At 45.5% G+C, this 22,930-nt stretch carries 28 protein-coding genes and 1 pseudogene; 10 read left to right on the forward strand and 19 right to left on the reverse strand.

All coding sequences use genetic code 11. The features are described from left to right. Window positions 1-83: 83 nt before the first annotated feature. Complete coding sequence (gene ilvA, locus MY7_RS08935) at window positions 84-1,352, reverse strand: threonine ammonia-lyase IlvA (protein ID WP_007612085.1); 1,269 nt, start codon at window positions 1,350-1,352, stop codon at window positions 84-86. A 184-nt stretch (window positions 1,353-1,536) separates the two neighbouring features. Here ilvA and MY7_RS08940 point away from each other — a divergent pair, with 184 nt between their 5' ends. After that, window positions 1,537-2,529, forward strand: coding sequence for a sigma-54-dependent transcriptional regulator (locus MY7_RS08940; protein ID WP_007612090.1), 993 nt, complete (start codon window positions 1,537-1,539; stop codon window positions 2,527-2,529). Window positions 2,530-2,545: 16 nt separating this feature from the next. After that, window positions 2,546-3,184, forward strand: coding sequence for a PAQR family membrane homeostasis protein TrhA (gene trhA, locus MY7_RS08945; RefSeq protein ID WP_007612091.1), 639 nt, complete (start codon window positions 2,546-2,548; stop codon window positions 3,182-3,184). Window positions 3,185-3,224: 40 nt separating this feature from the next. On the opposite strand, the gene MY7_RS08950 is transcribed toward trhA, so the two are convergent. The 10 genes from MY7_RS08950 to MY7_RS08995 all read right to left on the reverse strand — a co-directional run bounded on the left by MY7_RS08950 (window position 3,225) and on the right by MY7_RS08995 (window position 11,675). After that, complete coding sequence (locus MY7_RS08950) at window positions 3,225-3,848, reverse strand: lysophospholipid acyltransferase family protein (protein WP_029326137.1); 624 nt, start codon at window positions 3,846-3,848, stop codon at window positions 3,225-3,227. A 20-nt stretch (window positions 3,849-3,868) separates the two neighbouring features. Beyond that, a complete protein-coding gene (locus MY7_RS08955) occupies window positions 3,869-4,354 on the reverse strand; it encodes a dihydrofolate reductase (protein ID WP_007409527.1) in 486 nt (161 codons plus the stop codon). Beyond that, window positions 4,351-5,145, reverse strand: a complete 795-nt coding sequence (locus MY7_RS08960; protein WP_007612094.1) for a thymidylate synthase — start codon at window positions 5,143-5,145, stop codon at window positions 4,351-4,353. Before MY7_RS08960 ends, MY7_RS08955 begins: the two co-directional genes overlap by 4 nt. Before the next feature lie 99 nt (window positions 5,146-5,244). Next, window positions 5,245-5,853, reverse strand: a complete 609-nt coding sequence (locus MY7_RS08965; protein WP_007612095.1) for a YpjP family protein — start codon at window positions 5,851-5,853, stop codon at window positions 5,245-5,247. A gap of 262 nt (window positions 5,854-6,115) precedes the next feature. Beyond that, complete coding sequence (locus tag MY7_RS08970) at window positions 6,116-6,886, reverse strand: class I SAM-dependent methyltransferase (RefSeq protein WP_007612096.1); 771 nt, start codon at window positions 6,884-6,886, stop codon at window positions 6,116-6,118. A gap of 39 nt (window positions 6,887-6,925) precedes the next feature. Continuing rightward, window positions 6,926-7,360, reverse strand: coding sequence for a BrxA/BrxB family bacilliredoxin (locus tag MY7_RS08975; RefSeq protein WP_003153619.1), 435 nt, complete (start codon window positions 7,358-7,360; stop codon window positions 6,926-6,928). Window positions 7,361-7,441: 81 nt separating this feature from the next. Further along, on the reverse strand, window positions 7,442-9,118 hold the full coding sequence (ilvD, locus tag MY7_RS08980) for a dihydroxy-acid dehydratase (RefSeq protein ID WP_007612099.1): 1,677 nt from the start codon (window positions 9,116-9,118) through the stop codon (window positions 7,442-7,444). A gap of 252 nt (window positions 9,119-9,370) precedes the next feature. Continuing rightward, window positions 9,371-10,504 (reverse strand): conserved virulence factor C family protein, encoded by a 1,134-nt coding sequence (locus tag MY7_RS08985; RefSeq protein WP_007612100.1) that lies wholly within the window; start codon window positions 10,502-10,504, stop codon window positions 9,371-9,373. Between the two features lie 68 nt (window positions 10,505-10,572). Further along, entirely contained in the window at window positions 10,573-11,181 is a 609-nt protein-coding gene (locus MY7_RS08990; RefSeq protein WP_007612101.1) for an HD domain-containing protein, read from the reverse strand. Between the two features lie 11 nt (window positions 11,182-11,192). After that, window positions 11,193-11,675 (reverse strand): glutathione peroxidase, encoded by a 483-nt coding sequence (locus MY7_RS08995; RefSeq protein ID WP_007612102.1) that lies wholly within the window; start codon window positions 11,673-11,675, stop codon window positions 11,193-11,195. Window positions 11,676-11,958: 283 nt separating this feature from the next. On the opposite strand from MY7_RS08995, the gene metA reads away from it, so the two are divergent. From metA to cspD, 4 genes and pseudogenes are all read left to right on the forward strand, one after another. Continuing rightward, window positions 11,959-12,864, forward strand: a complete 906-nt coding sequence (metA, locus tag MY7_RS09000) for a homoserine O-acetyltransferase MetA (RefSeq protein WP_003153608.1) — start codon at window positions 11,959-11,961, stop codon at window positions 12,862-12,864. 224 nt (window positions 12,865-13,088) lie between these two features. Continuing rightward, the gene (locus MY7_RS09005) at window positions 13,089-14,231 is read left to right on the forward strand and encodes a diglucosyl diacylglycerol synthase (protein WP_007612114.1); all 1,143 of its coding nucleotides are present in this window, start codon (window positions 13,089-13,091) and stop codon (window positions 14,229-14,231) included. A 94-nt stretch (window positions 14,232-14,325) separates the two neighbouring features. Continuing rightward, window positions 14,326-14,437: pseudogene (locus tag MY7_RS19565) on the forward strand (hypothetical protein); the annotation flags it as partial. 15 nt (window positions 14,438-14,452) lie between these two features. Further along, window positions 14,453-14,653, forward strand: coding sequence for a cold-shock protein CspD (gene cspD, locus MY7_RS09010; RefSeq protein ID WP_003230776.1), 201 nt, complete (start codon window positions 14,453-14,455; stop codon window positions 14,651-14,653). A gap of 53 nt (window positions 14,654-14,706) precedes the next feature. Here the strand turns inward: cspD and MY7_RS09015 are convergent, their stop codons facing one another. Then, complete coding sequence (locus MY7_RS09015) at window positions 14,707-14,889, reverse strand: hypothetical protein (protein ID WP_003153585.1); 183 nt, start codon at window positions 14,887-14,889, stop codon at window positions 14,707-14,709. Between the two features lie 160 nt (window positions 14,890-15,049). Here MY7_RS09015 and MY7_RS09020 point away from each other — a divergent pair, with 160 nt between their 5' ends. Beyond that, window positions 15,050-15,307 (forward strand): DUF2564 family protein, encoded by a 258-nt coding sequence (locus MY7_RS09020; protein ID WP_007409519.1) that lies wholly within the window; start codon window positions 15,050-15,052, stop codon window positions 15,305-15,307. Between the two features lie 26 nt (window positions 15,308-15,333). Here the strand turns inward: MY7_RS09020 and MY7_RS09025 are convergent, their stop codons facing one another. Continuing rightward, window positions 15,334-15,516, reverse strand: coding sequence for a zinc-finger domain-containing protein (locus MY7_RS09025; RefSeq protein WP_003153581.1), 183 nt, complete (start codon window positions 15,514-15,516; stop codon window positions 15,334-15,336). Between the two features lie 2 nt (window positions 15,517-15,518). Continuing rightward, window positions 15,519-16,190 (reverse strand): ribonuclease H family protein, encoded by a 672-nt coding sequence (locus MY7_RS09030; protein ID WP_029326136.1) that lies wholly within the window; start codon window positions 16,188-16,190, stop codon window positions 15,519-15,521. 81 nt (window positions 16,191-16,271) lie between these two features. Between MY7_RS09030 and MY7_RS09035 the strand changes: the two genes are divergently transcribed. From MY7_RS09035 to sspL, 3 genes are read left to right on the forward strand one after another with little or no spacing between them, the layout of a single operon-like run. Next, window positions 16,272-16,952 carry a queuosine precursor transporter gene (locus MY7_RS09035; RefSeq protein ID WP_012117815.1) on the forward strand — a complete coding sequence of 227 codons (681 nt, stop codon included), beginning with the start codon at window positions 16,272-16,274 and terminating at the stop codon, window positions 16,950-16,952. Window positions 16,953-16,958: 6 nt separating this feature from the next. Next, window positions 16,959-17,351 carry a reverse transcriptase-like protein gene (locus tag MY7_RS09040; protein WP_025649782.1) on the forward strand — a complete coding sequence of 131 codons (393 nt, stop codon included), beginning with the start codon at window positions 16,959-16,961 and terminating at the stop codon, window positions 17,349-17,351. A 51-nt stretch (window positions 17,352-17,402) separates the two neighbouring features. Then, entirely contained in the window at window positions 17,403-17,531 is a 129-nt protein-coding gene (gene sspL / locus MY7_RS09045) for a small, acid-soluble spore protein L (RefSeq protein ID WP_007612122.1), read from the forward strand. A 5-nt stretch (window positions 17,532-17,536) separates the two neighbouring features. Here the strand turns inward: sspL and MY7_RS09050 are convergent, their stop codons facing one another. The 5 genes from MY7_RS09050 to fbpC all read right to left on the reverse strand — a co-directional run bounded on the left by MY7_RS09050 (window position 17,537) and on the right by fbpC (window position 22,920). Then, window positions 17,537-18,424: a 5'-3' exonuclease gene (locus tag MY7_RS09050; RefSeq protein ID WP_029326135.1), complete on the reverse strand. Its 888-nt coding sequence runs from the start codon at window positions 18,422-18,424 to the stop codon at window positions 17,537-17,539. 94 nt (window positions 18,425-18,518) lie between these two features. Beyond that, window positions 18,519-18,662, reverse strand: a complete 144-nt coding sequence (locus tag MY7_RS19570) for a hypothetical protein (RefSeq protein ID WP_003153570.1) — start codon at window positions 18,660-18,662, stop codon at window positions 18,519-18,521. Window positions 18,663-18,738: 76 nt separating this feature from the next. After that, on the reverse strand, window positions 18,739-18,996 hold the full coding sequence (locus tag MY7_RS09055) for a YpbS family protein (RefSeq protein WP_003153568.1): 258 nt from the start codon (window positions 18,994-18,996) through the stop codon (window positions 18,739-18,741). 67 nt (window positions 18,997-19,063) lie between these two features. Further along, window positions 19,064-22,642 carry a dynamin family protein gene (locus MY7_RS09060; RefSeq protein WP_007612127.1) on the reverse strand — a complete coding sequence of 1,193 codons (3,579 nt, stop codon included), beginning with the start codon at window positions 22,640-22,642 and terminating at the stop codon, window positions 19,064-19,066. Between the two features lie 182 nt (window positions 22,643-22,824). Then, window positions 22,825-22,920, reverse strand: a complete 96-nt coding sequence (fbpC, locus tag MY7_RS19575) for a Fur-regulated basic protein FbpC (RefSeq protein WP_025284905.1) — start codon at window positions 22,918-22,920, stop codon at window positions 22,825-22,827. Window positions 22,921-22,930: the final 10 nt, after the last annotated feature.

Below are 22,930 nucleotides of genomic sequence, written 5' to 3' on the forward strand. Positions count from 1 at the left end.
CCTTCTTTTTCGATTGTTTTCTTTTTATTATATACAATCTGAGAAAGCGTGTCTGTCATTTTGCGCGGCCGTTCTAAAAAAAGTCAGATTAACAGGTGGAACAGATCCTGATCTTTATTCACCTCTACGTAATGAAATCCTTTTTGATTCATCCGGGCAATGAGCGCGCCGTAATCTTCCCGATGCTTGAGCTCAATGCCGACCAATGCGGGACCGCTGCTTTTGTTATTTTTTTTCGTGTATTCAAACCGGGTGATGTCATCATCAGGCCCGAGCACTTCATCAAGGTATTCGCGAAGCGCTCCCGCCCTTTGCGGGAAATTAACGATAAAATAATGCTGCAGCCCCTCGTAAATCATGGAGCGTTCCTTCATCTCCTGCATTCTGCCGATGTCATTATTCCCTCCGCTGACCATGCAGATGACGTTTTTCCCTTTAATCTCTTCCTTGTACAGATCAAGTGCTGACACGGACAATGCACCCGCCGGCTCCGCCACTATGGCGCATTGATTATATAATTCGAGAATCGTGCTGCACACTTTTCCTTCCGGGACAAGCACAACGTCATCGACGACGGTTTCGAGCGTTTGAAAGGTTTCGGCGCCGATTTTTTTTACGGCCGCCCCATCGACAAATTTATCAATTTTCTCAAGTTCAACCACTTGTCCGGCTTTTTTCGATTCAAAATAGGAGGCTGCGCCCTTCGGCTCTACCGCTATGATTTTTGTATCCGGCGAGATGTTTTTCATGTACGTGCCGAGCCCGGACAGGAGTCCTCCTCCCCCTACGCTTGCAAAAAGAAAATGCGGTTCAACGTCAATGTCATTTAAAATTTCGATGGCAGCCGTTCCCTGTCCGGCCATGACATCGGGATCGTCAAACGGATGAATAAACGTGCGGTTTTCTTTTTCACAGCATTCCGCAGAACTCTTATACGCATCATCGAAAGTGTCACCCGTCAATATGATTTCAACAAATTCTTTTCCGAACAGTTCCACTTGGGATACTTTCTGTCTCGGTGTGGTTGACGGCATAAAAATCTTGCCGTGAATGCCGAGGTGTTTGCATGAAAACGCAACCCCCTGCGCATGGTTTCCCGCACTTGCGCATACAATTCCGTTTTCAGTCTGCTCTTTTGAGAGCTGCCTCATTTTATTATAAGCCCCTCTGAGCTTAAATGATCTGACCACCTGCAGGTCTTCTCTTTTCAAATAGATATTGCAGCCATACCTCTCAGAAAGTCTGTCATTCCTCTGCAAAGGCGTATGTATCACAACGTCCTTTACATTTTGGTGCGCTTTTAAAATGTCTTTTACCTGGATGAGAGAGTCTTCTTTAAGCAACGGTTTCATTTACAGAGTCCTTTCTTATTTAAATCCCTATTTAATATGCCATTATAACATGAATATTCAAATAATAAGATAATTATTTTAATTTTGTAAATAAAAATAAATGAACCGATACAAGAGAAAAAGATATTTTCGATCGCATAAACGTGTTATACTTAAACCAATTAGAACCAAAAGGAGCCAATTAATGAATGTAATTGAACAAACTGATCCTTTTTATCAGCTGGCCGGCGAACATCAAACCTTTTTAGAAGCGAAACGATTGGCCTCGCAATTTGCCTTATCTGATTTGCCGGTCTTCATAACAGGTGAAGTCGGAACCGGAAAAAAACAAATGGCCAGAGCGATCCATCATAAATCCCGCAGAAACAGCGAGCTATTTATTACCGTTCACTGCAGCCAAAACGAAGATCGGCTCGAATATGAACTGTTCAGCGCTGAAGGTGCATTAAACAGGGCCCGCCGCGGAACATTATTCTTATATGAAATCGGAGACATGCCGCTCTCGGTACAGACCCGCCTTCTTTCCGAGCTGGACGCCGGGATTTCCGCCCGCATCATTGCAAGCAGCACGGCGGATCTTGGCGATACCGGCGCAGAAAATACGTTCAGCCAAGATTTATTTTACAGGCTTCACGTGTTATGCCTTCCGCTCCCTGCTTTATCTGAACGAAAAAGCGATATACCGCTTCTTTTGCAGCATATGCTGACAGCCACGGGGCAGCATGTTCATATCGATCCGTCCGTTTATCCGCTGTTTGAGCGGCACACCTTTAACGGCAACATCAGAGAACTTCAAAATGCGGCGTACTATATGGCCGCGGCAGCATCCGGCAGCACGATTTATCCCGATGATGTCCCGCTGTATATCAAAAACAGCCAGAAAGCGAAAACAGCTAAGAAAAAAGAAAAACGGCTGACATTGATGGAGAAAGAAGAGTTTTTGTTTATTTTGGAATCAATTAAAGACTTAAATACAAAGGGCGAACCCGCCAGCAGACGGAGCATATCCGAATTAAGCGAAAACAGCACAATGACATTATCGCCCCAGCAGGTCAGAAACAGGCTTGATTACTTAGAAAAGATGAACTATGTGACAAAAGGCCGAGGACGCGCAGGAACAAAAATTACATTAGAAGGGTTAAGCTTTTTGCAGTCACTGCAAAAACAAATCCTTTAAAAAGGAGGACATTTGATTGTTCACAATAAAAGAAGAAATCGCAAATGCCGTCACACACGGAATCGGTGTATTGCTGTCGATTCCGGCGCTTATTTTTCTCATTATCTTCGCGGTGAAATACGGCTCGCCGACAGACATCGTCAGCTTTTCAATCTTTGGCGCTTCAATGCTGCTGCTGTATCTCAGCTCGACTCTTTTGCACAGCATTCAGCATAAAAAAACAAAAGACATTCTTGAAATTGTGGATCATTCCGCGATATACGTATTAATAGCCGGAACATATACGCCATTTTTATTAGGACCCCTTAAAGGGGCACTCGGTCTGACCCTTTTAATTATTGTTTGGTCGCTTGCCATCGGAGGCATCGTGTTTAAAATCTTTTTCGTGAAGCGGTTTATCATTTTTTCAACGCTTGTCTATTTATTGATGGGCTGGCTGATCATCGTCGCCATTAAACCGCTGTACGCTTCGCTGTCAGGCCCCGGTTTCGGCCTTCTTCTTTTCGGCGGCTTATTGTATTCCGCCGGCACAATATTTTATATTTGGAGAAAGGTTCCGTATCATCACGCCATTTGGCACAGTTTTGTTTTAGGCGGCAGCGCCTCGATGTTTTTCTGTATTTTGTTTTATTGCGTCAAAGTTCCCTTTATCTGAAATAAAAAAGCACAGCCTCTCTATAGAGACTGTGCTTTTTTTATGCACGGAGCCGTTTCTGACCGGCCGGATAATAAGCGGGCTTTATATGTAATTCAATGTCAGCCGGCTTCAGCCGTTTCAGTAATCTGCCCCGCAGCAGCCGGTCTGTTCCCGAAGTGCTGACGGGCACAATCGGGAGATCGAAACGAAGTGCCATTTCCTCCGGATTGATTTTGCCGTCTTCAGACAGAATCAGACTTTGCCCTTTTTGCAGACGGACTTCCGCCTCCTGAAACACGGCGTCCCGGCTGTCTCCGTCACAAATCACACCCATCAGCCGCAGCCAATTTCCGAGAAACGGCACCCGGAAAGCTTTCTCGCCAGCGATAAAACCAGCCGGCTCTTCAAGATGTCCCGCAAGCAGCAGAAGATCAGCCGGGCGCAATCTGGGATGCACATACAATACGGGGCCGTCCGGTATCGGCTGATCATGATGAATGCCGATTGCCGATCCCGACACGTCAATGCAGCCTCTCATAAAGGCTTTCGGCCTCTCATACACCAGCCTCATCTGTTTTTGAAAAGAAAGCCGCGGGTCAAGCTCTTTTTGATTGATATATTCCTGAATATTTTTCATGAACATAAATACAACGTACATCACAAGGCAGCCGTAACGAATCAATTCTTGTCCCCCTGCTTAAATCAATTCTTTTTCTCGTATACAAGGTACTCATAATCGTAAGGGTTTTTTTCATCTTTTACTCCCTGTTTGCGGGATGTCAATTCCCATTCAGCTTCATTAAATTCCGGAAAAAAACGGTCTCCTTCAAAGACATGGTGAATTTTTGTCATGTAGAGTCTGTCCGCATAAGGAAAGAGCGCACTGTACAGCTGGGCGCCGCCGATCACAAAGCATTCTTCATCTGCCGGGATCAGCTTGAGCACTTCCTCAGCCGAGTCGGCAGTAATACAGCCCGGGAATAAAGATTCGTCCCGTGAGGTTACAACGATGTTACGCCGGTTCGGAAGCGGGCGTCCGATTGATTCAAACGTTTTCCGCCCCATTACAATGGTGTGACCCGTCGTCACTTTTTTGAAATATGCGAGATCATCGGGAAGGTGCCAAGGCAGATCGTTATCTTTTCCGATCAGCCGGTTTTCATCCATCGCAAAAATAAACGAAATCATACGCTGACAGCTCCTTTTATGTGCGGATGCGGGTCATAATCCTCAATGATAAAGTCTTCAAACGCAAAATCAAAAATAGAATCAACATTTCGCGCAAACCGCAGTTTCGGCAGCGGACGGACATCCCTTGTCAGCTGCAAATTCACCTGCTCCACATGGTTTTGGTAAATGTGGACGTCTCCGAATGTATGAACAAACTCACCCGGTTCAAGCCCCGTCACATGCGCGATCATCATTGTTAAAAGCGCATAAGACGCAATATTAAACGGCACGCCGAGAAAGACATCCGCTGAGCGCTGATAAAGCTGGCACGACAGTTTTCCGTCCGCGACATAAAACTGAAACAGGCAGTGGCAAGGCGGAAGCGCCATATGATCAATTTCGCCGACATTCCAGGCGCTGACGATTAAACGTCTGGAATTCGGGTTTGTCTTGATGTCATGAATCAGCCGGGAGATTTGATCAATGGTCTCGCCGTCCGCTCCGCGCCATGAACGCCATTGAGAGCCGTAAACCGGTCCGAGTTCTCCGTTTTCATCCGCCCATTCGTTCCAGATGCGGACTCCGTTTTCCTGAAGGTAGCGGACATTCGTATCTCCTTTTAAAAACCAAAGCAGCTCATGCGCGATGGATTTAAAATGGAGCTTTTTCGTCGTAAGCATCGGGAAACCTTCCTGAAGGTTAAACCGCATTTGGTAGCCGAACGTGCTGATCGTACCCGTTCCCGTACGGTCTCCTTTTTTTTCTCCGTTTTCTAACACATGACGGCACAAATCTTTATATTGTTTCATTTTTTTCATCCTTTTAAAGTAGTCTTTTAGTAGTGTAACACAATAAAAAATCATTTCTGCAAAATTTCTCAGAAATGATTTTTTTATTTCTTCTCTCTATTACACGCTCATCCAGTCAGGCGGCGTATTGCGGTCCCAGTAAATGCTGCCGAGCTCATGATGTGATTGAAATCCGTCTTCAGCGGTATGGTAATGAAAATTAAACCAGTAGCCGTCTTGCGGAGGATGATCCCGGCGGACGTGGAACCTTAAAAGATCTTCACCCGTCAGCCTGTTATACACATGAAAAATTTTTTCAGTTTTTCCGGCCGACGGTTTGCTGGAAATAACCACATCCTGATACGCTTCATCATCTTGAAACTTGGCCAAATGTCCTGTGATCACATCTTCGATTTTCGGCAGAATTTCACTTCTGTAATCATCTTCAATGACCGGAGAGATTTTGCTGCCGAATTTTAAAAATGATTGATTTTCAGCATCACCGAGAAGCTGCTGCTGATACGATTGAAACAGTAATTCAGGCTCCCGCCCTGCCTTATCTTCTCCCGGCAGGGCGTGTTCATCATAAAAAGCGGTGTAATCATTCTGCTCAAGACTGCTCGACTGTCCTGAAGGCTTGTCTGTCATCAAAGCAGCCGGAGGAGACACGAGTCCGAACGTTACAATGGTAAACAGAACCACAAGGGTCTTTTTCATCCACAATTTCATGACAGATTGTTCCCCTCTGTTTTATTGTCCTCTTTTCCTTTATTTTAGCATAGATGAAAGCGCGGCGTCATGTCCGGCAGCGTATTATCATGCAATATGGGAAATTGGTAACTGTGACCGAGCGGATAAACCGCTTACAATAAGAAGGAGAAAAAGGAGGGGATGAGATGATTAACGCTTTATTTGCGACTGTATCACTTCTCACGCTGCTTTATTTTGTCGTTATGGAAATCACTGATTAACGAAAAAGAAGCCCATGATATCATGAGCTCACATGGATGACACCAAAGTGGAAAAGCGCCGTCTTTCTTTTCAGCACCTTGAAGCCGTATCGTTCAAACCGCGGGCTTTTCCAATGGTCTTTAAGCACTACGCATTTTTTCGCCGCCCGGACGGCTTGCGTGATGCACTCTTCGTTAAAACCCTCTTCTGCCAGCGCGCGGAGCGGTGCAATGCCGTCTGACGTTTCAACAGGTTCGTGAAACATCGGGTCAAAATAAATGACATCTACCGATGAATCAGGAAGCTCCCGCAAATAATCGGCGCAGTCGGCATGTTTGACCTGAATGCGTTTCATGGCGGTTTGGAGCTGCTCCATTCCGGTTTCCCACGTTTGAAGTCCTGTTTCTACAAGCAATGAGACAAGCTTGTTTTTCTCCAGGCCGATGACTTGTCCGCTTTTTCCGACTGCCAGGCTTGCCAAAATCGCATCGGATGCCAGGCCGAGCGTACAATCTAAAAAGGAATCCCCTTCGCGTAATCCGGCTGCTTTTAACAACGGCTCGGCTTCACCTCTCAAAAACCGCTTTGCGCGGAACATCGCTGTATTCGGGTGAAAAAAGAACTTCTCCCCTTGCTTCGTGTAAAGTTCGAACCGTTCCTTTCCGATGACTAAAAGATCGCCAGCCGCTCGTTCCAGCATTTTTTCAATGGGCTGTTTATTGCGGCTGCAGTAAGTGTCACCCAGCTTGACACTGAGTGACTGCGCTGTGTGTATCGTATATTCGCTTGGTCTGTAACTCGTTGTGATCATTTTTTTCTCCAAAAAGAAAATGCCCGGAATTCGGGCATTTCAGCAGTGCGCATCGAAGGCATCCGTCAGATTTTTCATAATTTCCTCCATGTCATGCCCTTCGATTTCGTGGCGGGGAATAAAATGAACGACCTCTTTCCCTTTTAACAGCGCCATTGAAGGCGAGGAAGGTTCCTGCCCCGTAAAATATTCACGCATTTTTGCAGTTGCGTCTTTATCTTGACCGGCAAATACGGTAACCGTATGATCAGGCGCTTTTTCATGCTGTAAAACAGCCTGAGTCGCAGCCGGACGGGCAAGACCGGCAGCACAGCCGCACACGGAGTTGACAACGACCAATGTCGTGCCCTCTGCCTGTTCCATAAAGCTTTCTACTTCTTCAGCAGTCGTTAATTCCTGAAAACCCGCACCCGTCAGCTCACGGCGCATCGGCACGACCAGCTGGCGCATATATTCTTCATAAGCCATTGACATAAAAAAGCCCCCTCTAAAATCCTTATATGAAGTCAAGGATACTATAGAGGGGGCCGGAATTCAATTGTTCAGGCCTCTGTTTTATATTTTCATGATTCCGCCTGTATTGGCGCTTGTTACGAGTTTGGAATACCGGGCTAGATATCCTGTTTTTACTTTCGGCTCGAAGCCTTTCCATTCGGCCTTGCGTTTTTCCCATTCTTCTTCAGGCACTTGTACGTCCAAAATCCGTTTTTCTATGTCAACGATGACATGGTCGCCGTTTTCTACGAATGCGAGCGGGCCGCCTTCAGCCGCTTCAGGCGATACGTGCCCGATTGAAAGACCCCGGGACGCTCCTGAAAAACGCCCGTCTGTAATAAGCGCCACTTTCGGGCCAAGCCCCATTCCGACAATCTGAGACGTCGGAGCAAGCATTTCCGGCATGCCCGGGCCGCCCTTTGGCCCTTCATAACGGATAATGACAACATCTCCTTCTTTTACTTTGCGGTTTATAATGCCTTCAAGCGCGGCTTCCTGGGAATCAAAGACGACAGCGGGCCCTTCATGTCTTGTAATCCCGTCCTGTACGCCGCCTGTTTTGATAATGGCGCCGTCCGGAGCCAGATTCCCAAATAGGACGGCCAAACCGCCTTTTTCGGTAAACGGATTGTCAATCGGATGAATCACGTCATAATCCTTTACTTCATGACCCTCAATTGTTTCTCCGAGTGTGCGGCCTGTTACAGTCAGCGCGTCAAGATGAAGCGCTCCTTCTTTTTTCGCCAATTCATTAAGGGCCGCCGAGACTCCGCCCGCTTCGTGCAGATCCTCAATGAAGACGTCCGAGGCCGGCGCCAATTTCGATATGTGAGGCACTCGTTCAGCCACTTCGTTAATGCGTTCTAAAGAGTACTCAACCCCAGCTTCATTGGCAAGCGCAAGCGTATGAAGCACTGTGTTGGTTGAGCCGCCGAGAGCCATGTCTAACGCAAATGCGTTGTCAATCGCTTTTTCGGTGACGATATCGCGCGGCTTAATGTCTTTTTTGATGGTCTCCATTAATTGGGCCGCTGATTTTCTCACAAACTCTCTTCTCTCCGGTGAAGTTGCTAGAATTGTTCCGTTGCCCGGAAGCGCCAGGCCGAGCGCTTCAGACAGACAGTTCATGGAGTTTGCCGTAAACATGCCCGAACAAGATCCGCACGTCGGGCAGCCGAACTGTTCCAGCTCCTGCAGGTCGCTTTCACCGATTTTCCCGGCTTGATATGCGCCGACGCCTTCAAATACTGAAGAAAGCGAAATTTTGCGGCCGTCGCTTGTGCGGCCGGCTGCCATCGGCCCCCCGCTGACAAAAATGGTCGGAATATTAATCCGCATAGCCGCCATCAGCATTCCCGGCGTAATTTTGTCGCAGTTCGGAATGCAGACCATTCCGTCAAACCAGTGCGCCGAGACGACCGTTTCAACTGAATCGGCAATGATTTCGCGGCTCGGCAGCGAATATCTCATGCCGATATGCCCCATCGCGATTCCGTCATCTACTCCGATCGTGTTAAATTCAAAAGGCACACCGCCCGCTTCCCTGATTGCTTCTTTTACGATTTTTCCAAATTCCTGCAGGTGAACATGCCCGGGAACGATATCGATGTATGAATTACAGACCGCGATAAACGGTTTGCCGAAGTCTTCTTCTTTTACGCCGGCAGCGCGAAGAAGGCTGCGGTGCGGCGCTCTGTCAATTCCCTGTGTGATCATGTTGCTGCGTAATTCTGCCATGGTGATCCCCCTACTGTTTTTAGACTGTGCATTATTTTTAAAATTTTCAGTTTATTCTAGGGCGTGTTCTGCAAATTTTACAGTGTCTTTGCCCTGTCTCGCTTTTCTATTCTTTCTGTATTTCGATAAAAACCCTCCAACAATTAATATTGTACTTACTATATAGAGTTTTGAATCATTTTTCAACAATATTCTAAATAATTTTTATAAAAAGTGAATTCAAATAAAAAAGGTGCATGGCGCACCTTTTTGTTATAACTGTTCTTTTTTTCTGCTTTCAGTCATCTGTTTCCAGACTGAACCTTTCGCCTCTTCTCCGTGCTCAATCCGTTCAATCGCCATTTTGACTTGCAGGCTGACTTCGAATTCCGGATCGTCTTCCGCCGCTTTTAATGCTTCCAGCGCGCTTTCATCGCCGACTTCATATAAAAACATGGCCGCGCGCCAGCGCACAAGCTTACTTGAGTCACTGAGCGATTTCATCATGGCCGGGATGGCGCTCGCATCGCCGAGATCCGACAGACAGTCACCCGCCGTCCTTCTGACCGTCACCGTTTTGTCTTCAAGCGCTTTGTATAACAGCGGAAGCACAGACGGTTTTTCGATCATTCCCAAATAAACGACGGCTTGTCTTCTGATCGAAGTCTTCGGATCATGCAGCGCCTTTTCCAATACTGGTAAATCGTCTTCATCCGGATCCATTTGCTCAAGATGGGCATAGCGCTGTTTCCAGTCTTCATCATCAAGCATCTCCAATGTCACTTTATAAGCTTTCCGCTGCACTGCCGGTTTGGCCTCACCCTTTTGCTGTGCGGCTGCTTCTGTCAGACGTTTGAGCCGCTCATCACTGTAGGCGGCCTGAAGCTCTTCTGTGACATCGTGTCCGATTTCGGTAAAATCCCCGAAGCGCACGCCTTGTTCTTTCCAAGCCCGCTCAAATACAACATTTGAAGCTTCGGAACGCAGCTTTAAGATGGCTTCTTGGAAACGTTCCGGAAGGCCGAAGCGCTCTTCACGTTCGCCGTCCGTCAATTTGACCTGCATCGGGATTCCGCTGAACATTTGTACGAAAACCTTCACTTCACCGAACGATTCCTGTTCAGAACGGCTCTCAGACTGCTCCGTATGTTCCATTCCGAAGGCGGAACGGACCTGAGGCAGAATTTCCTTCCAGTCAAAACGGGCGTTTCTCTCCACAGCCAGGAAATCGGCAACGTGATAAACGCCCTTTACTCCTTCAATGTTTAAAATATCACGTACGACAGCCGGAGCATTATCTGCCTGATCGGGCTTGTAATTGTTGCTTTTCCCTGCCGAAAGCTCTTCAGTCAAAATCACTTTCATCGTGTTCGGACTCGGCGTCGGTTCTATTGATTTAATCTTCATATTGGTCCTCCTATGCGCAATCTGACACTTATTCTAACATAGTCGGCACAAGCGTTCTATTGCGCCGCTTAGCTTTTGCAAATCCCGGCCTCTTTTTGGATACGGGCGGCGAACTGCAAAAGAAATTGATGCCGCTCCTCTGCTAAACCGGCCCCCGCTTTTGTATTCATTAAGCCTTTAAGCTTGATTAATTTATCCTCTATATGGGCCAGCACACTTGTTTGAGTTCCGTACATCGGATGACCCTTCGCCCCGGCAAACATAAAAGCCCTGCCGATGCCCGCTGCGCCGATCGCATCAAGCATGTCTGCATCCTGAACAACTTTCCCCTCCAATGAAAGCGGCCGCTTTTTCAGCAGTTCCCTGTGTCTGAATGACATTCTCGTGATAATATCCGTGATCTCCTGAATGGAGCCAGCCGCGATGTTGAAAGCAGCCAGCCGTTCTGTCACTTCGCCTGCCGTCAGCCTTTCGCTTTTTTCGAGCTTGGCGTCAATCAGATCATGAACCAGCGCGGCCGTCTCAGTGATAAATAAGTCGGCGCCTTCTTCTTTTGCCATATAAACAGAAAGTGTTGCGACCCGGGAAATATGAAGCCAGTCATGGCCCGTTCGTTCATTGATAAGCTTTTCTCTGACCCAATTCCTGACGCTTTCCAGCTGCTCTTTTTCGTTCACCGTATCACCTCTTATCGGGCCAAAAGCCTCTGCACCGTATCTTCAAGCTCTTTTGGGTTGACGTTCGGTGAAAAACGCCCGGTGACTTCACCGTTTCGGTCCACGATAAACTTAGTGAAATTCCATTTGACCGCTTTTGTACCGAGCATCCCCTTCGCCTGTTCCGTCAGATATGTGAAGAGAGGATGAGCGTCTGCTCCATTGACATCGACTTTTGCAAACATCGGGAATGTGACTCCGTAGTTTTTCACACAGAACTCTTGAATTTCCGCTTCGTTTCCAGGTTCTTGGTTCATGAATTGGTTGCAGGGAAATCCCAATATTTCAAGACCTTCCTCCCGATATGTATCATAGAGCTCCTGAAGCTGCTTGAGCTGGGATGTGAACCCGCATTTGCTTGCTGTATTCACAATGATCATCACCTTACCTCTGTAAGCCGATAGCGTCATGTCTTCGCCTGTTATGGCCCGTACGTTTATATCGTAAATTGTCATCTGCGGCCCTCCTTTTTACATTCTTCATTTATTTTACCTGTTTTACACTGCAAAACAAACGGTAACCGCTTTTTCCTTCCACTTAACGGAAAACGTTTTTTTCGAGGAACCAAACGGCTGTTTACCCGTCATAATAAAGAGCCGCTCCGAATTTATGCCCATTTGCCGCTTTTATCCCTGTCATTATGCGTTAAATGCGGTTTATTACGCCGGGATGGATTGAAAAATGGCTTAAAAATTTCTATAATGAAGAAAATTAACGGGGAATAACGGAGGTGGCATGTTGCCTATTAATATACCAAATCACCTGCCCGCTAAGCAGGTGCTTGAAAGTGAACACATCTTTGTAATGGATGAAAGCCGGGCTTTTCATCAGGATATCCGGCCGCAGAAGATCGTGATTTTAAATCTGATGCCGAAAAAAATCCAAACGGAAACCCAGCTCCTCAGGATGCTTGGGAATTCACCTTTACAAGTTCACTTTACGTTCTTAATTCCGAGCACACATACTCCAAAAAATACGGCAAGGCAGCATCTGGATGAATTTTATACGGATTTTTCCAGCATCCGCCACAAACGGTTCGACGGAATGATTATTACCGGGGCTCCGATTGAGCACCTGCCGTTTGAAGATGTTTCTTACTGGGAAGAATTGAAGGAAATCATGGAATGGAGCAAGACGAACGTCACTTCAACCCTCCATATCTGCTGGGGCGCTCAAGCCGGTTTATACTATCATTACGGCATTGAGAAAGTGGAGCTGCCGAAAAAAATCTTCGGTGTGTTTGAGCATACCGTTCTTAAAAAACATGAGAGATTGGTAAGAGGATTTGACGAGCTATACTATGTGCCCCACTCACGGCATACAGATATTAATACGGAGCAGCTGCAATCGGCTTCGGATCTGGATGTGCTCAGCGTTTCAGAGGAAGCGGGGGTCTGTTTAATCGTTTCAAAAGACGAAAAACAGATTTTCTTAACGGGTCATCCGGAATATGATACCGATACGCTACTTCAGGAGTATGAGAGAGACATAGAGAGAAATCTTTCAAACGTAGAAGCTCCTAAGCACTATTTTGCACCCGGCGGGAAAGAACCTGTTAACCGCTGGAAAGCTCATGCAACGTTATTGTTTATGAATTGGCTGAATTATTACGTATATCAGGAAACCCCGTATGAATGGGATTAATTTTTGTTTTGAGTGATACGGTGACAAAAATATGATAAAATACTCTTGATTCAGTATGCGTATAACAAAACTTTAAAATAATGGAACATATCAATTAAATTTAGTTTAAATATGTTGCCGCGCTTATTATAAAATGATGCACTTGTGTTATGTTTATCTATAGACAATAACTCCTTACGATGCATGAAGCTTGCTTGTTGTTGATTACATTGAGGTGAATTTACTTGAATACCAATAAAAAAGTATTAATTTTGACTGCAAATTACGGAAACGGGCATGTTCAAGTGGCCAAAACGCTCTACGAACAGTGTCTGCGTCTCGGCTTAGATGTGACGGTTTCCAATTTGTATCAAGAGTCAAATCCGATTGTTTCAGAGGTTACTCAATACCTTTATTTAAAAAGCTTCTCAATCGGGAAACAGTTTTATCGTTTGTTTTATTACGGAGTTGACAAAATCTATAATAAACGCAAATTCAATATTTATTTTAAAATGGGAAATAAACGTTTAGGCCAGCTCGTCGAAGAGCATAAGCCGGACATTATTATCAATACATTTCCGATGATTGTCGTACCGGAATACAGACGGAGAACCGGAAAAGTGATCCCGACGTTCAACGTTATGACCGATTTCTGCCTTCACAAAATCTGGGTTCATGAAAATGTTGATAAATATTATGTCGCCACAGATTACGTGAAGGAAAAACTGATTGAAATCGGCACTCACCCGAACAACGTAAAGATCACGGGCATTCCCATCAGGCCTCAATTCGAGGAATCGATGCCGAAAGAGCCGATTTATAAAAAATACAATCTCTCTCCCGACAAAAAAGTTCTTCTTATTATGGCGGGAGCGCATGGTGTGCTGAAAAACGTAAAAGAACTGTGCGAAAATCTCGTTCATGACGATCAGGTGCAGGTTGTGGTGGTATGCGGCAAAAACAGCTCGCTGAAAGAATCCCTCAGCAGCTTGGAAGGTGACAATACCGACCGGCTGAAAGTGCTGGGCTATGTAGAAAGAATTGACGAGCTGTTCCGTATTACGGACTGCATGATCACGAAACCGGGCGGCATCACACTGACGGAAGCGACGGCGATCGGAGTACCCGTTATTTTGTACAAACCGGTTCCCGGACAGGAAAAGGAAAACGCCATTTTCTTTGAAGATCGCGGTGCGGCTGTCGTGGTCAACCGCCACGAAGAAATTTTAGAGTCTGTCACCTCCCTTCTTGCGGATGAGGAGAAGCTGAACCGGATGAAGGACAATATTAAAAGCCTTCACCTCCCTAACTCCTCTGAAGTCATTTTGCAGGACATTATAAAAGAATCTGAACTAATGGCCGAAAAGGCGGATATGGCATTATCGTAAGAGAAAAGCACACGGACGATTCGTGTGCTTTTTGTTTTTTTCCGGATAAGCTTTGTCACTGGAAAAATAAAGATAAAAAATAGAGAGCGGCCGCTTGACGCCCGCTCCCATATGGTGTATAGTTGAACCATCATTTAACAACGTAAACATACGTACGGTTGAATGATGACAAAATTTTTTTTAGCACGAAGGTGCTACAGTACTAGGAGGAATTAAGCAATATGCAAAACGGTAAAGTAAAATGGTTCAATAACGAAAAAGGATTCGGCTTCATCGAAGTTGAAGGCGGAGACGACGTATTTGTTCACTTCACTGCTATCGAAGGAGACGGATACAAATCATTAGAAGAAGGACAAGAAGTTTCTTTTGAAATTGTCGAAGGTAATCGTGGACCTCAAGCTTCTAATGTTGTAAAACTCTAAACTCAATACATGTTGATCAGATGACACAAATAGAGGAGAGGCGTATGCCTCTCCTATTTGATTGCCGTCTGAATCTCAATTGCGACAAGATTCTGCTTGCAGCGCTGCTCGATTTCTTCAATTTGTTTCTCCATTGACGGCATTCCTTTTTTCGCCATTTCCGCTAAACTTCCCAAATCACCGTATATTTCTTTAAATGTCTGCTGAAGGATTGTTTTTAAATCATTATCATTCACGGCTGGTTTTTCCCTTCTCTCCCAAGATACCCTGAATAATAGTAATTAAGCCCTAATTAATCAGGTTCAATAGTTATATCGGCTCATTTTATATATTTTTTCTATTTTCCGTACATATTTCTAAAAAAAATCTCCAAACTATTTGCGGAGGTGTTTTTTAATGGACTCTGAATTTTTTCCAAACGGACTGACGGATAAACGCCAGCTTGAATTAGCGGTAGAAACGGCCCAGAAAACAACGGGAGCGGCTACCCGGGGCCAAAATTCAACTTTGGTGGAATCTGCTTACCAGGCGATTCAGGATGCCAGAACGATGTCACAATCCAGTGAACTGCAAGCTCTCGACCAGGATTTTCTGCAAAAGCAGCGAATGCTTCTCGACGATTGCCAGCATCAGCTCGATGAATTCGAAAAATAAAACCGCAGAAACTGCGGTTTTATTTTTTATTGATTTGTCAGCACCTTGCCGTAGGCTTTCAGCTTCTCCCCCACCGTGCATTGGTTGATGCAGAAAGAATGAGCGTGCGTTTTTCCAAACTCTTTGCGAAAATGCTTTTTTACGAAACAGTCTTTGCAATATTCATCCTGAAGCTCAGTCAATTCTTTATAAATGCTTTTTTTATCCAATATCAGTCATCTCCGTTACCTTCTAATGTTATGCGGCTTTCAATCTGCCGGTCCGAGAGAATTTTTCTGGCAAGGTCATCCGCTTCTTGATTTTCCTTTCGGTTTACGGCTTCATATGTCGGTGTCAGCTTTAAGGATTCGACCAGCGCTTCAATTTTATCCAGCCATTCGTTTTGCGTTTCATCATAACACGGCCAGCTGCCGTCAAGCTGATGCAAAACGACGAGGGAATCCCCTCTTATCGTGATTGAATTTCTGCTTGCGCCAAGTTCCTGCACTTCCTTAAGGGCTTCGTACAAAGCGGCATATTCCGCCTCATTGTTCGTCTGAAGCGTTAAGCTTTTGTTTTTCCGTATGCGGTGCCGCTTGCCGCCGAGAGAATAATACACGACAATTCCGAGTCCGGCGCGTCCGCTTGTTTTGTCAAAGCCGCCGTCGAAATACACTGTAATGTCGTCAGGTTCGTGCGCAAGCTCTTCAGTAAGCTTTTCTAATTCTTTAAGCGTCCAGCTCGCGCCTTTTTCATCCTCAAAATAAATGTCTTTTATATAAGGAAAGCGGCTGACTTCTCTTGCAAGCATGCGCGCTTTCGGAACGGTCAGCCAATCTTCGGAAAAAAACGCGACAGGGCCTGTTCCTTTTGCTTCTATTTCGATATACGGCTTAAGATTCATTGAAATCACCTTACCATTCATTAGTTGACGGGCGTGTGCTATAATCAAACCATTCTCAAATTGAAAGGAAGTCAGCAGGTTTTGTTTAACGATGTGTTATGGATATTATTTGCGGTCATTCATTTTATCATTGTTCTTCTGTTTTATAAAGGATTTGGCAAAACGGGCCTATTCGTATGGATCGGTTTCGCCACGGTGTGCGCCAACTTGCAGGTTGTCAAAACAGTCGAGCTGTTCGGGCTTACGGCGACACTGGGAAATATCATGTACGGCACCGTTTTCTTCGCAACGGATGTGCTGAATGAAAAATACGGTCCCAGGGAAGCGCGCAAAGCCGTCTGGCTCGGGTTTTCCACTCTGCTCGCTTTGACATGCGCCATGCAGGGGGCTCTTTTATATAAACCGGCTGCGTCAGATATCGCACAGCCGGCCCTTGAGACGATTTTCGGTTTTCTGCCGCGTGTTGCGCTCGGAAGCCTCTTGGCTTTTATTTTCAGCCAAACGATAGATGTTTATGTATATTCAGCCATTCGGAGAATCTTTCCTTCAGACAGGCTTCTTTGGCTCAGAAACAGCGGAAGCACGGCGCTCAGCCAACTGCTGGATACATTTATCTTCACTGCCGTGGCCTTTATCGGCGTTTATTCCGCGGGAGTATGGTTCAGCATCTTCATTTCAACTTACCTGATTAAATTTGCGGTATCACTCATTTCTGTCCCTTATGCGTATGCGGCAAAACGAATGACACCGAATGGAGAGTGACGGATGATGCCCGCTGAAATTTATGTAGACGGTGCAAGCGCCGGAAACCCGGGCCCGTCCGGTATCGGTATTTTTATTAAACATGACGGGAAAACAGAATCTTTCTCAATTCCGATCGGCGACCATTCAAATCAGGAAGCTGAATTTCTCGCTTTAATTGAAGGAATGAAGCTGTGTGCCGCCCGCGGATTTGAGTCCGTGTCATTCCGGACGGATTCGGATATCGTGGAGCGGGCCGCAGATCTTGAAGCGGTTAAAAACAAGGCTTTCCAGCCGTTTGTTGACGAAATCATCCGCTTAAAGGCCGGATTTCCATTGTTTTTCATTAAGTGGATTCCCGGCAGACAAAACCAAACAGCCGATCAGCTCGCAAAAAAAGCGATTCGGCTGAATAAATAACCGGAATGAAATTGCGTCTCACTGTTCATCCTACAAATGAGGTGAACAGCTATGAGAAAAGAAAATAAAGGCCGGCTGACCGGGAGCGTGAATCCTCAGGGAAATATGGAAGGAAATGCGCACAAAGACCCGAAATCAGCCCTTGAAAACAACGCAAAAAAAAGCAATACAAAACGCTAGAGGGATCAGCTGATCTCTCTGGCGTTCAGCTTTTCGAGCATCCTTTCAATTCCTTTTATCTGATGACGTCTGAGCATGAATGCCGCCTCTTCCATCTTCAATGAAAAAAGCGCTTCTTCAAGCGTACAGACTAACGGCACCTCGCAATGTATTTCAGCAAGCTGCCTTGACAGCTCCAATTCTTTCAAGCTTTGCTGAATTTTCGTTTGCTGGCCCTTCGGCAAGAGAGCGAGGCTTTCTAATAAGCGGTCTATGTTTTGATATTCACGGATCAACTTGTACGCCGTTTTTTCCCCGATCCCTTTAACGCCGGGATAGTTATCGCTCGTGTCTCCCATCAGCGCCTTAATGTCAATCAGCGCTTTTGGCGGAACTCCCGTTTCTTCTCTGAATATCTCATCTGTATATACCTTATAATTGCCGATACCCTTTTGCAGCAGCGCTACTTGAACTTGATGATTCAGCAATTGAAGCAGATCTTTATCACCCGTTACAATCGTAATTTCCGCTTCTCCGGAAAATAGGGCAGAAAGCGTACCGATACAGTCATCCGCCTCATAGCCTTTTATGCCGATGTTTAAAAAACCGAGCTCTCGCGCTGCTTCTTTCGCTAAATCAAATTGCGGAATCAGCTCAAGCGGCGGTTCGCTTCTGTTGGCCTTATAATCTTGAAACAAATCATTGCGGTACGTTTTGCTTCCCATATCCCAGCAGCAGACGACATGTGTGGGCTGAAACGTATCAACCGCCGTAATGAGATGCTTTAAAAAACCGTTGACGCCGTTTGTCGGGATTCCGTTTTCATTTATCATAAAATTGCGATGAACGGCCGTCGCGAAAAACGAGCGGAACAAAAGCGCCATGCCGTCAACGAGCAGTAATTTATTATTCATATATCGAAACTCCTTTTTATTCAATGTTCCTATTTTACCAAAGAAGGCGGTAAAAAAACAGCATCCCCCCATTTGGAAGATGCTGCCGTCACGTTTACTCACCGTGTCTTTTATTGCTTGCCATCAGCTTTTCAGCTTCACGGCCGGCATAAGAATCAAATTTCTGTCCGAAGCCGTTTTTCTTTTTGGCATTGTTATTCTGCTGAGCATTTCTGTTTCCCAGTTTTGTTCTGCCCATGGTCATATCCCCCTTTAGAGAAGATAAGGATAGTATGTACAGCAAGCGCTGATGACACACGCGGCAGGTTCATCCATTACTGTCTGCTGACGAATTCTTTCACCATCTCTTCACTTACGAATCGTCTTTGCGGCACGATGCCCTTTTTCGCCAGCTGGTTCATTTTTGCGGTAATGCCATTGATGGCATCTGTCGTGAACGGTTCATTCTGTCTGCATTTTACAATGGCTTCTTCAATGGCCTGTTCACGCTGATAGTCAAGCTGTACAAATGTTTTGACGTGCTGATGCTGTTTTGCGGAATGTGCTGAAATTGCTTTATGGACTTCTGACATAAAAGGTTTCATCTCGCTTTTTTCATTTTAGTCTACCACGACTGTTATCTGCCCGCCAACCGGATTTTTAAATTTTCAGCATTTCATCTTTCTTTTTCCATGCTTTTTCGGCTTCGTAAAGGTGTTCAATTTCCCTTGCACTCGTATTTTCCGCAAGGCCTTGTAAATAAGTGTCCCGCTGCTCGCGGATCTGGGACAGGCTTTTATCCGCCATGTCTTCTTGCAGACGGCGCACCTGCTCAGTATATCGCTCTGAAAGGCTTTCTTTCTCCTGCTCAAGCCACTTTTCTGTCACTTTTTGCAGGCTGAGCCTGAGCCCTTCTACAAACGCTGCTTTTCCGTTCTGTTCAAAAAACTGCTTCGGCGATTTAACTTCTTTTATGTGATGTGTGAATGCCGAGACGTCAATGACCGGAGCGACTTCTTTCAGCTGAACCGCAAATTCGTTTTCGGCGCTCACATAAATGGAGAAATCTCCGTCTTCCATAAGCTTCTTCTGACAGTTTTCCATCCATTCCTCAGTCATATGGCGCTCAATAAAACCGGTCATCCGGATATCGAGCGTTTTCAGCTCTTGAATATATTCAAAACGGAATTCCTTGAGCGCCTCATTCAGCGCCGCTGCTATATTTTGTTTCCAATCGCCGTTTTGAAGGCCCGGATGGAAGGCGGTTTTCAGCATATCATTCGCATAAAACGTCAGGCGATGTTTAATGTGATAGAGCTGTTCTTCCGTATCTTTCATCACTTTTCGAATGATGACCTCAGACGTACGGCGCTTTGAAATGTCAGCGAGAGCTTTTTCATAGGAAGACTCCAGACGCTGTTTCTTTTTCTCTTTTTCTTCTGCCGACTGGTGAAGAGATTCGTGAAGCTGTTCCACCATATCGCACAATTTGTCCGCCTCTGTTTTCAGCTGGGCGCAGCTGGCCCTCATTACATCTTCCTCAATAAAGTGCTCAAGTCCGGTTCTTACATCAGAGAACCTGTTATAAAAAGCTGCTTTTTTACCCGCAAGCTCTTCTTTACTTGAGACATGATATAATTTCGGCCGGTTAATTCCCTCTTTTGAGAGTTCTGAGCGGACATAGTCTTTGACGGTTTCCAGCTCGCTTTCGGTTTTGGCCAGATCGGCGGCGTTAATGACAAAAAACATTTTATCCATGCCGAATGATTCTTTGACTAGGCCGAGTTTCTTCAGAAAAGACCTGTCTCCTTTTGAAAAAGAATGCTGATAGTACGTCATATAAAAGAACGCGTCAGCATCTTTTATATATTGAAAGGCAAGTTCCGTATGGCGCTTGTTTATACTGCTTGCTCCCGGCGTATCAACAATGGTGATGCCTTTTTGCGTGAGAGGCGAATCATAATACACGGTGACTTCTTTTACGCAGCAGGCCGTTTTTTCTTCGGCTGCATACGGTTTTAAATCTTCAACCGGCACCGTCAGTGTCAGCCTTTGACGGATCTGTTCTTCGTACGTATCAAACGCCTGCAGCATCGTCTGAATCACCGGGATAAGTTCATCCGGAACTTTTCCCTTTTTAATGGCATAATTCCATCTCTCTTTCAGTGAACGCCCTTTTAAATCAGCATCTTTCAGCTCAGTCAGCTGAAGCATTTCAGCGTCCAGCTCCTCCTCCGTTTTAAAAACGATCTCCGCAGATTTATGCGGTTTGCCGTCTTGCGGTTTCGTTATTTTGTTGATCGTAGCCGTTGTGGGCGTCGGTGATGACGGAAGCACGTATTCACCGACAAGCGCATTTGCAAATGATGATTTACCGGAACTGAATCCGCCGAATAACGCCAAGGTAAACTGGCGGTTTTCAAGCCGCTCAATCCTGCTTCGAAAGGCTTCTGCCTGTTTTCCTAATATGCTCGAGGATTCAAGAATCCCGGCAAGCTCATAGAACCGATCAGTCTGCTCTTTTATAGGAAGTTCCTTCATCGCATTTTTTTCGGGCTTGCTTACTTTATGCTGTACAGCCTCTTTTGGTTTCTTTTGGACGGGCGCTTTTGCAAGGCGTTTTTTTCGCGTATACCAGTCGCCGCTTCCCGTATCACAGGTCAATTCTTCTTCCCACAAAGCGCGGACTCGGGCTGCTTTTTCCGAGGCATTGCGTTCTTCTTTTGCCGATTGCGCGAGCTCATCCCTTATTTTCTTTTCTTTTTCGAGCCGGTTTTTCAAGTTCTCAATGAGCGGTCCGTTTTTTGTCTGAACATAAGCGGTCAGCTCCTCAATGAGTTCCGTTGTCTGTCTTTTGGCTTCCCTTCTGATCATTTCAGCGAGGTCTTTCGTATAAGTTAATACGTATTCAGATGAAAAGGCCGCTCCCTGCTTAAGGGCCTGAGCGATGATATCATCAGAAAGCGGTGTGCGGTACGCCTGGATTTTCTTGATCAGTTCGTCCGAATCCGCTTCATACCGCTTGGCCGCTTTCGTAAATGTGTCGATAATATGCCAATCCGCTTCCCCTTCCGTTCTTTTTTTAATATCGGCAAAAAATTCAGCATGCCTTCTTTCTTTCTCCTGAGCCGTTTTCGCTTTTGAAAAGAATAATCCGGTTTTAAATGAGGGCTGCTGTGATTCAATATAAGCAGATGCAAGCTCCCTCATCTCAAAGGGTGTCAGATTAGCGTTTTGCAATATGTTCTGCACGTCTTTTCTGATGTCTTTCTCTGCTGTATCAGCCTGTTGAACGGCTTTTTTAAGCTCATTTTCAACAGAACGGACAAGTGCTTCTTGTTTGTCAAACTGCTCTCCGCTGCCGTTTTTATCATCTTTTACGAGCATCTCTGTATGCTCTTTGACTAAGTGTGCAACTTTTCTCTCCGTTAAGGACCATAAATTTGTTTTTGCCTGCTGTTTCAGCTTTTGCAGATGTTTTTTCAGCTGTTCCATGCCGTTTAAAGGATGGTCAGGCTCAGTGACAGACGTAAAGAAAAGCGATTCTTTCGGTATTCCCGCGCTTTCAAGCATGTCTTCCACCTGCCTGCGGTACTCTTCAAACTTCGTTTCAGTTTCATCATGTCTGTCAATTTGGTTGACGATCAGAAATAAATTTGGAATACGGTCTTTGATGGAGCTGAGAAACAGCATATTTTCTTCTGAATGAACGTGATTATAATGAACGACGTAAAATAAAGCGTCAGCCTGATGGAGAACCGAAGCCGCAGATAAAAAATGCGCTTCGTCCGTCGAATCAATTCCCGGTGTGTCGATGTAGGCCGCATAAGGCTCTGACTCCTTAAAGCCGGCATAGACTTCCACCGTCTCAATTTGCTCACCATCCTTACAGAGTTGCTGCACTTGTTCTTTATCGTAACTTCCTTTGATCTCTGCATAAGCCCCGTCCGTCGTATGAAGCACGACTTTATCTTCACCGTGCCGGATGACAACGAGGTTGGCGCTTGTAGGAATCGGGCTTGTCGGCAGTATGTCTTCACCGAGCAATGTGTTTAATAAAGAGGACTTTCCGGCCGAATAATGCCCGGTAAACGCGATATAAACCTCTTCATCAGCCGCTTTTTTCATAATGGCCGCGAGCTGATCGGCCCGTTTTTTATCCTGATGATCCAAAAATTGTGCGTATAAGGCACCCGTTCTGCTGAAAATCTCCCTGTTATGGCGTTCTTCTTCTGTCATGTGTCTTTACCCCTTTGTGTCTGTCGCATCAAATGACGTTTTCATTTTTAGAAAGCTCTGAAAAAAACCTCTCCCCCATTTTACACAAGAATGGCTCACTTTTCTTCAGGAAACGCAAAAAAGCCGCCGATATCGGCAGCTGATAAAGAAAAAACACCCGCGGCAGGAAAAACCGCAGATGTTTAAGAAGACATCGATTTATTCGAAACTTTTTTCAATACGAAACCAATTAAAACACTGTATGTACAAACGGCTGCAAATAAAAATAACATTGTCATTTTCGGCACC

Source organism: Bacillus sp. 5B6 (assembly GCF_000259405.1).
GTDB lineage: Bacteria > Bacillota > Bacilli > Bacillales > Bacillaceae > Bacillus > Bacillus velezensis.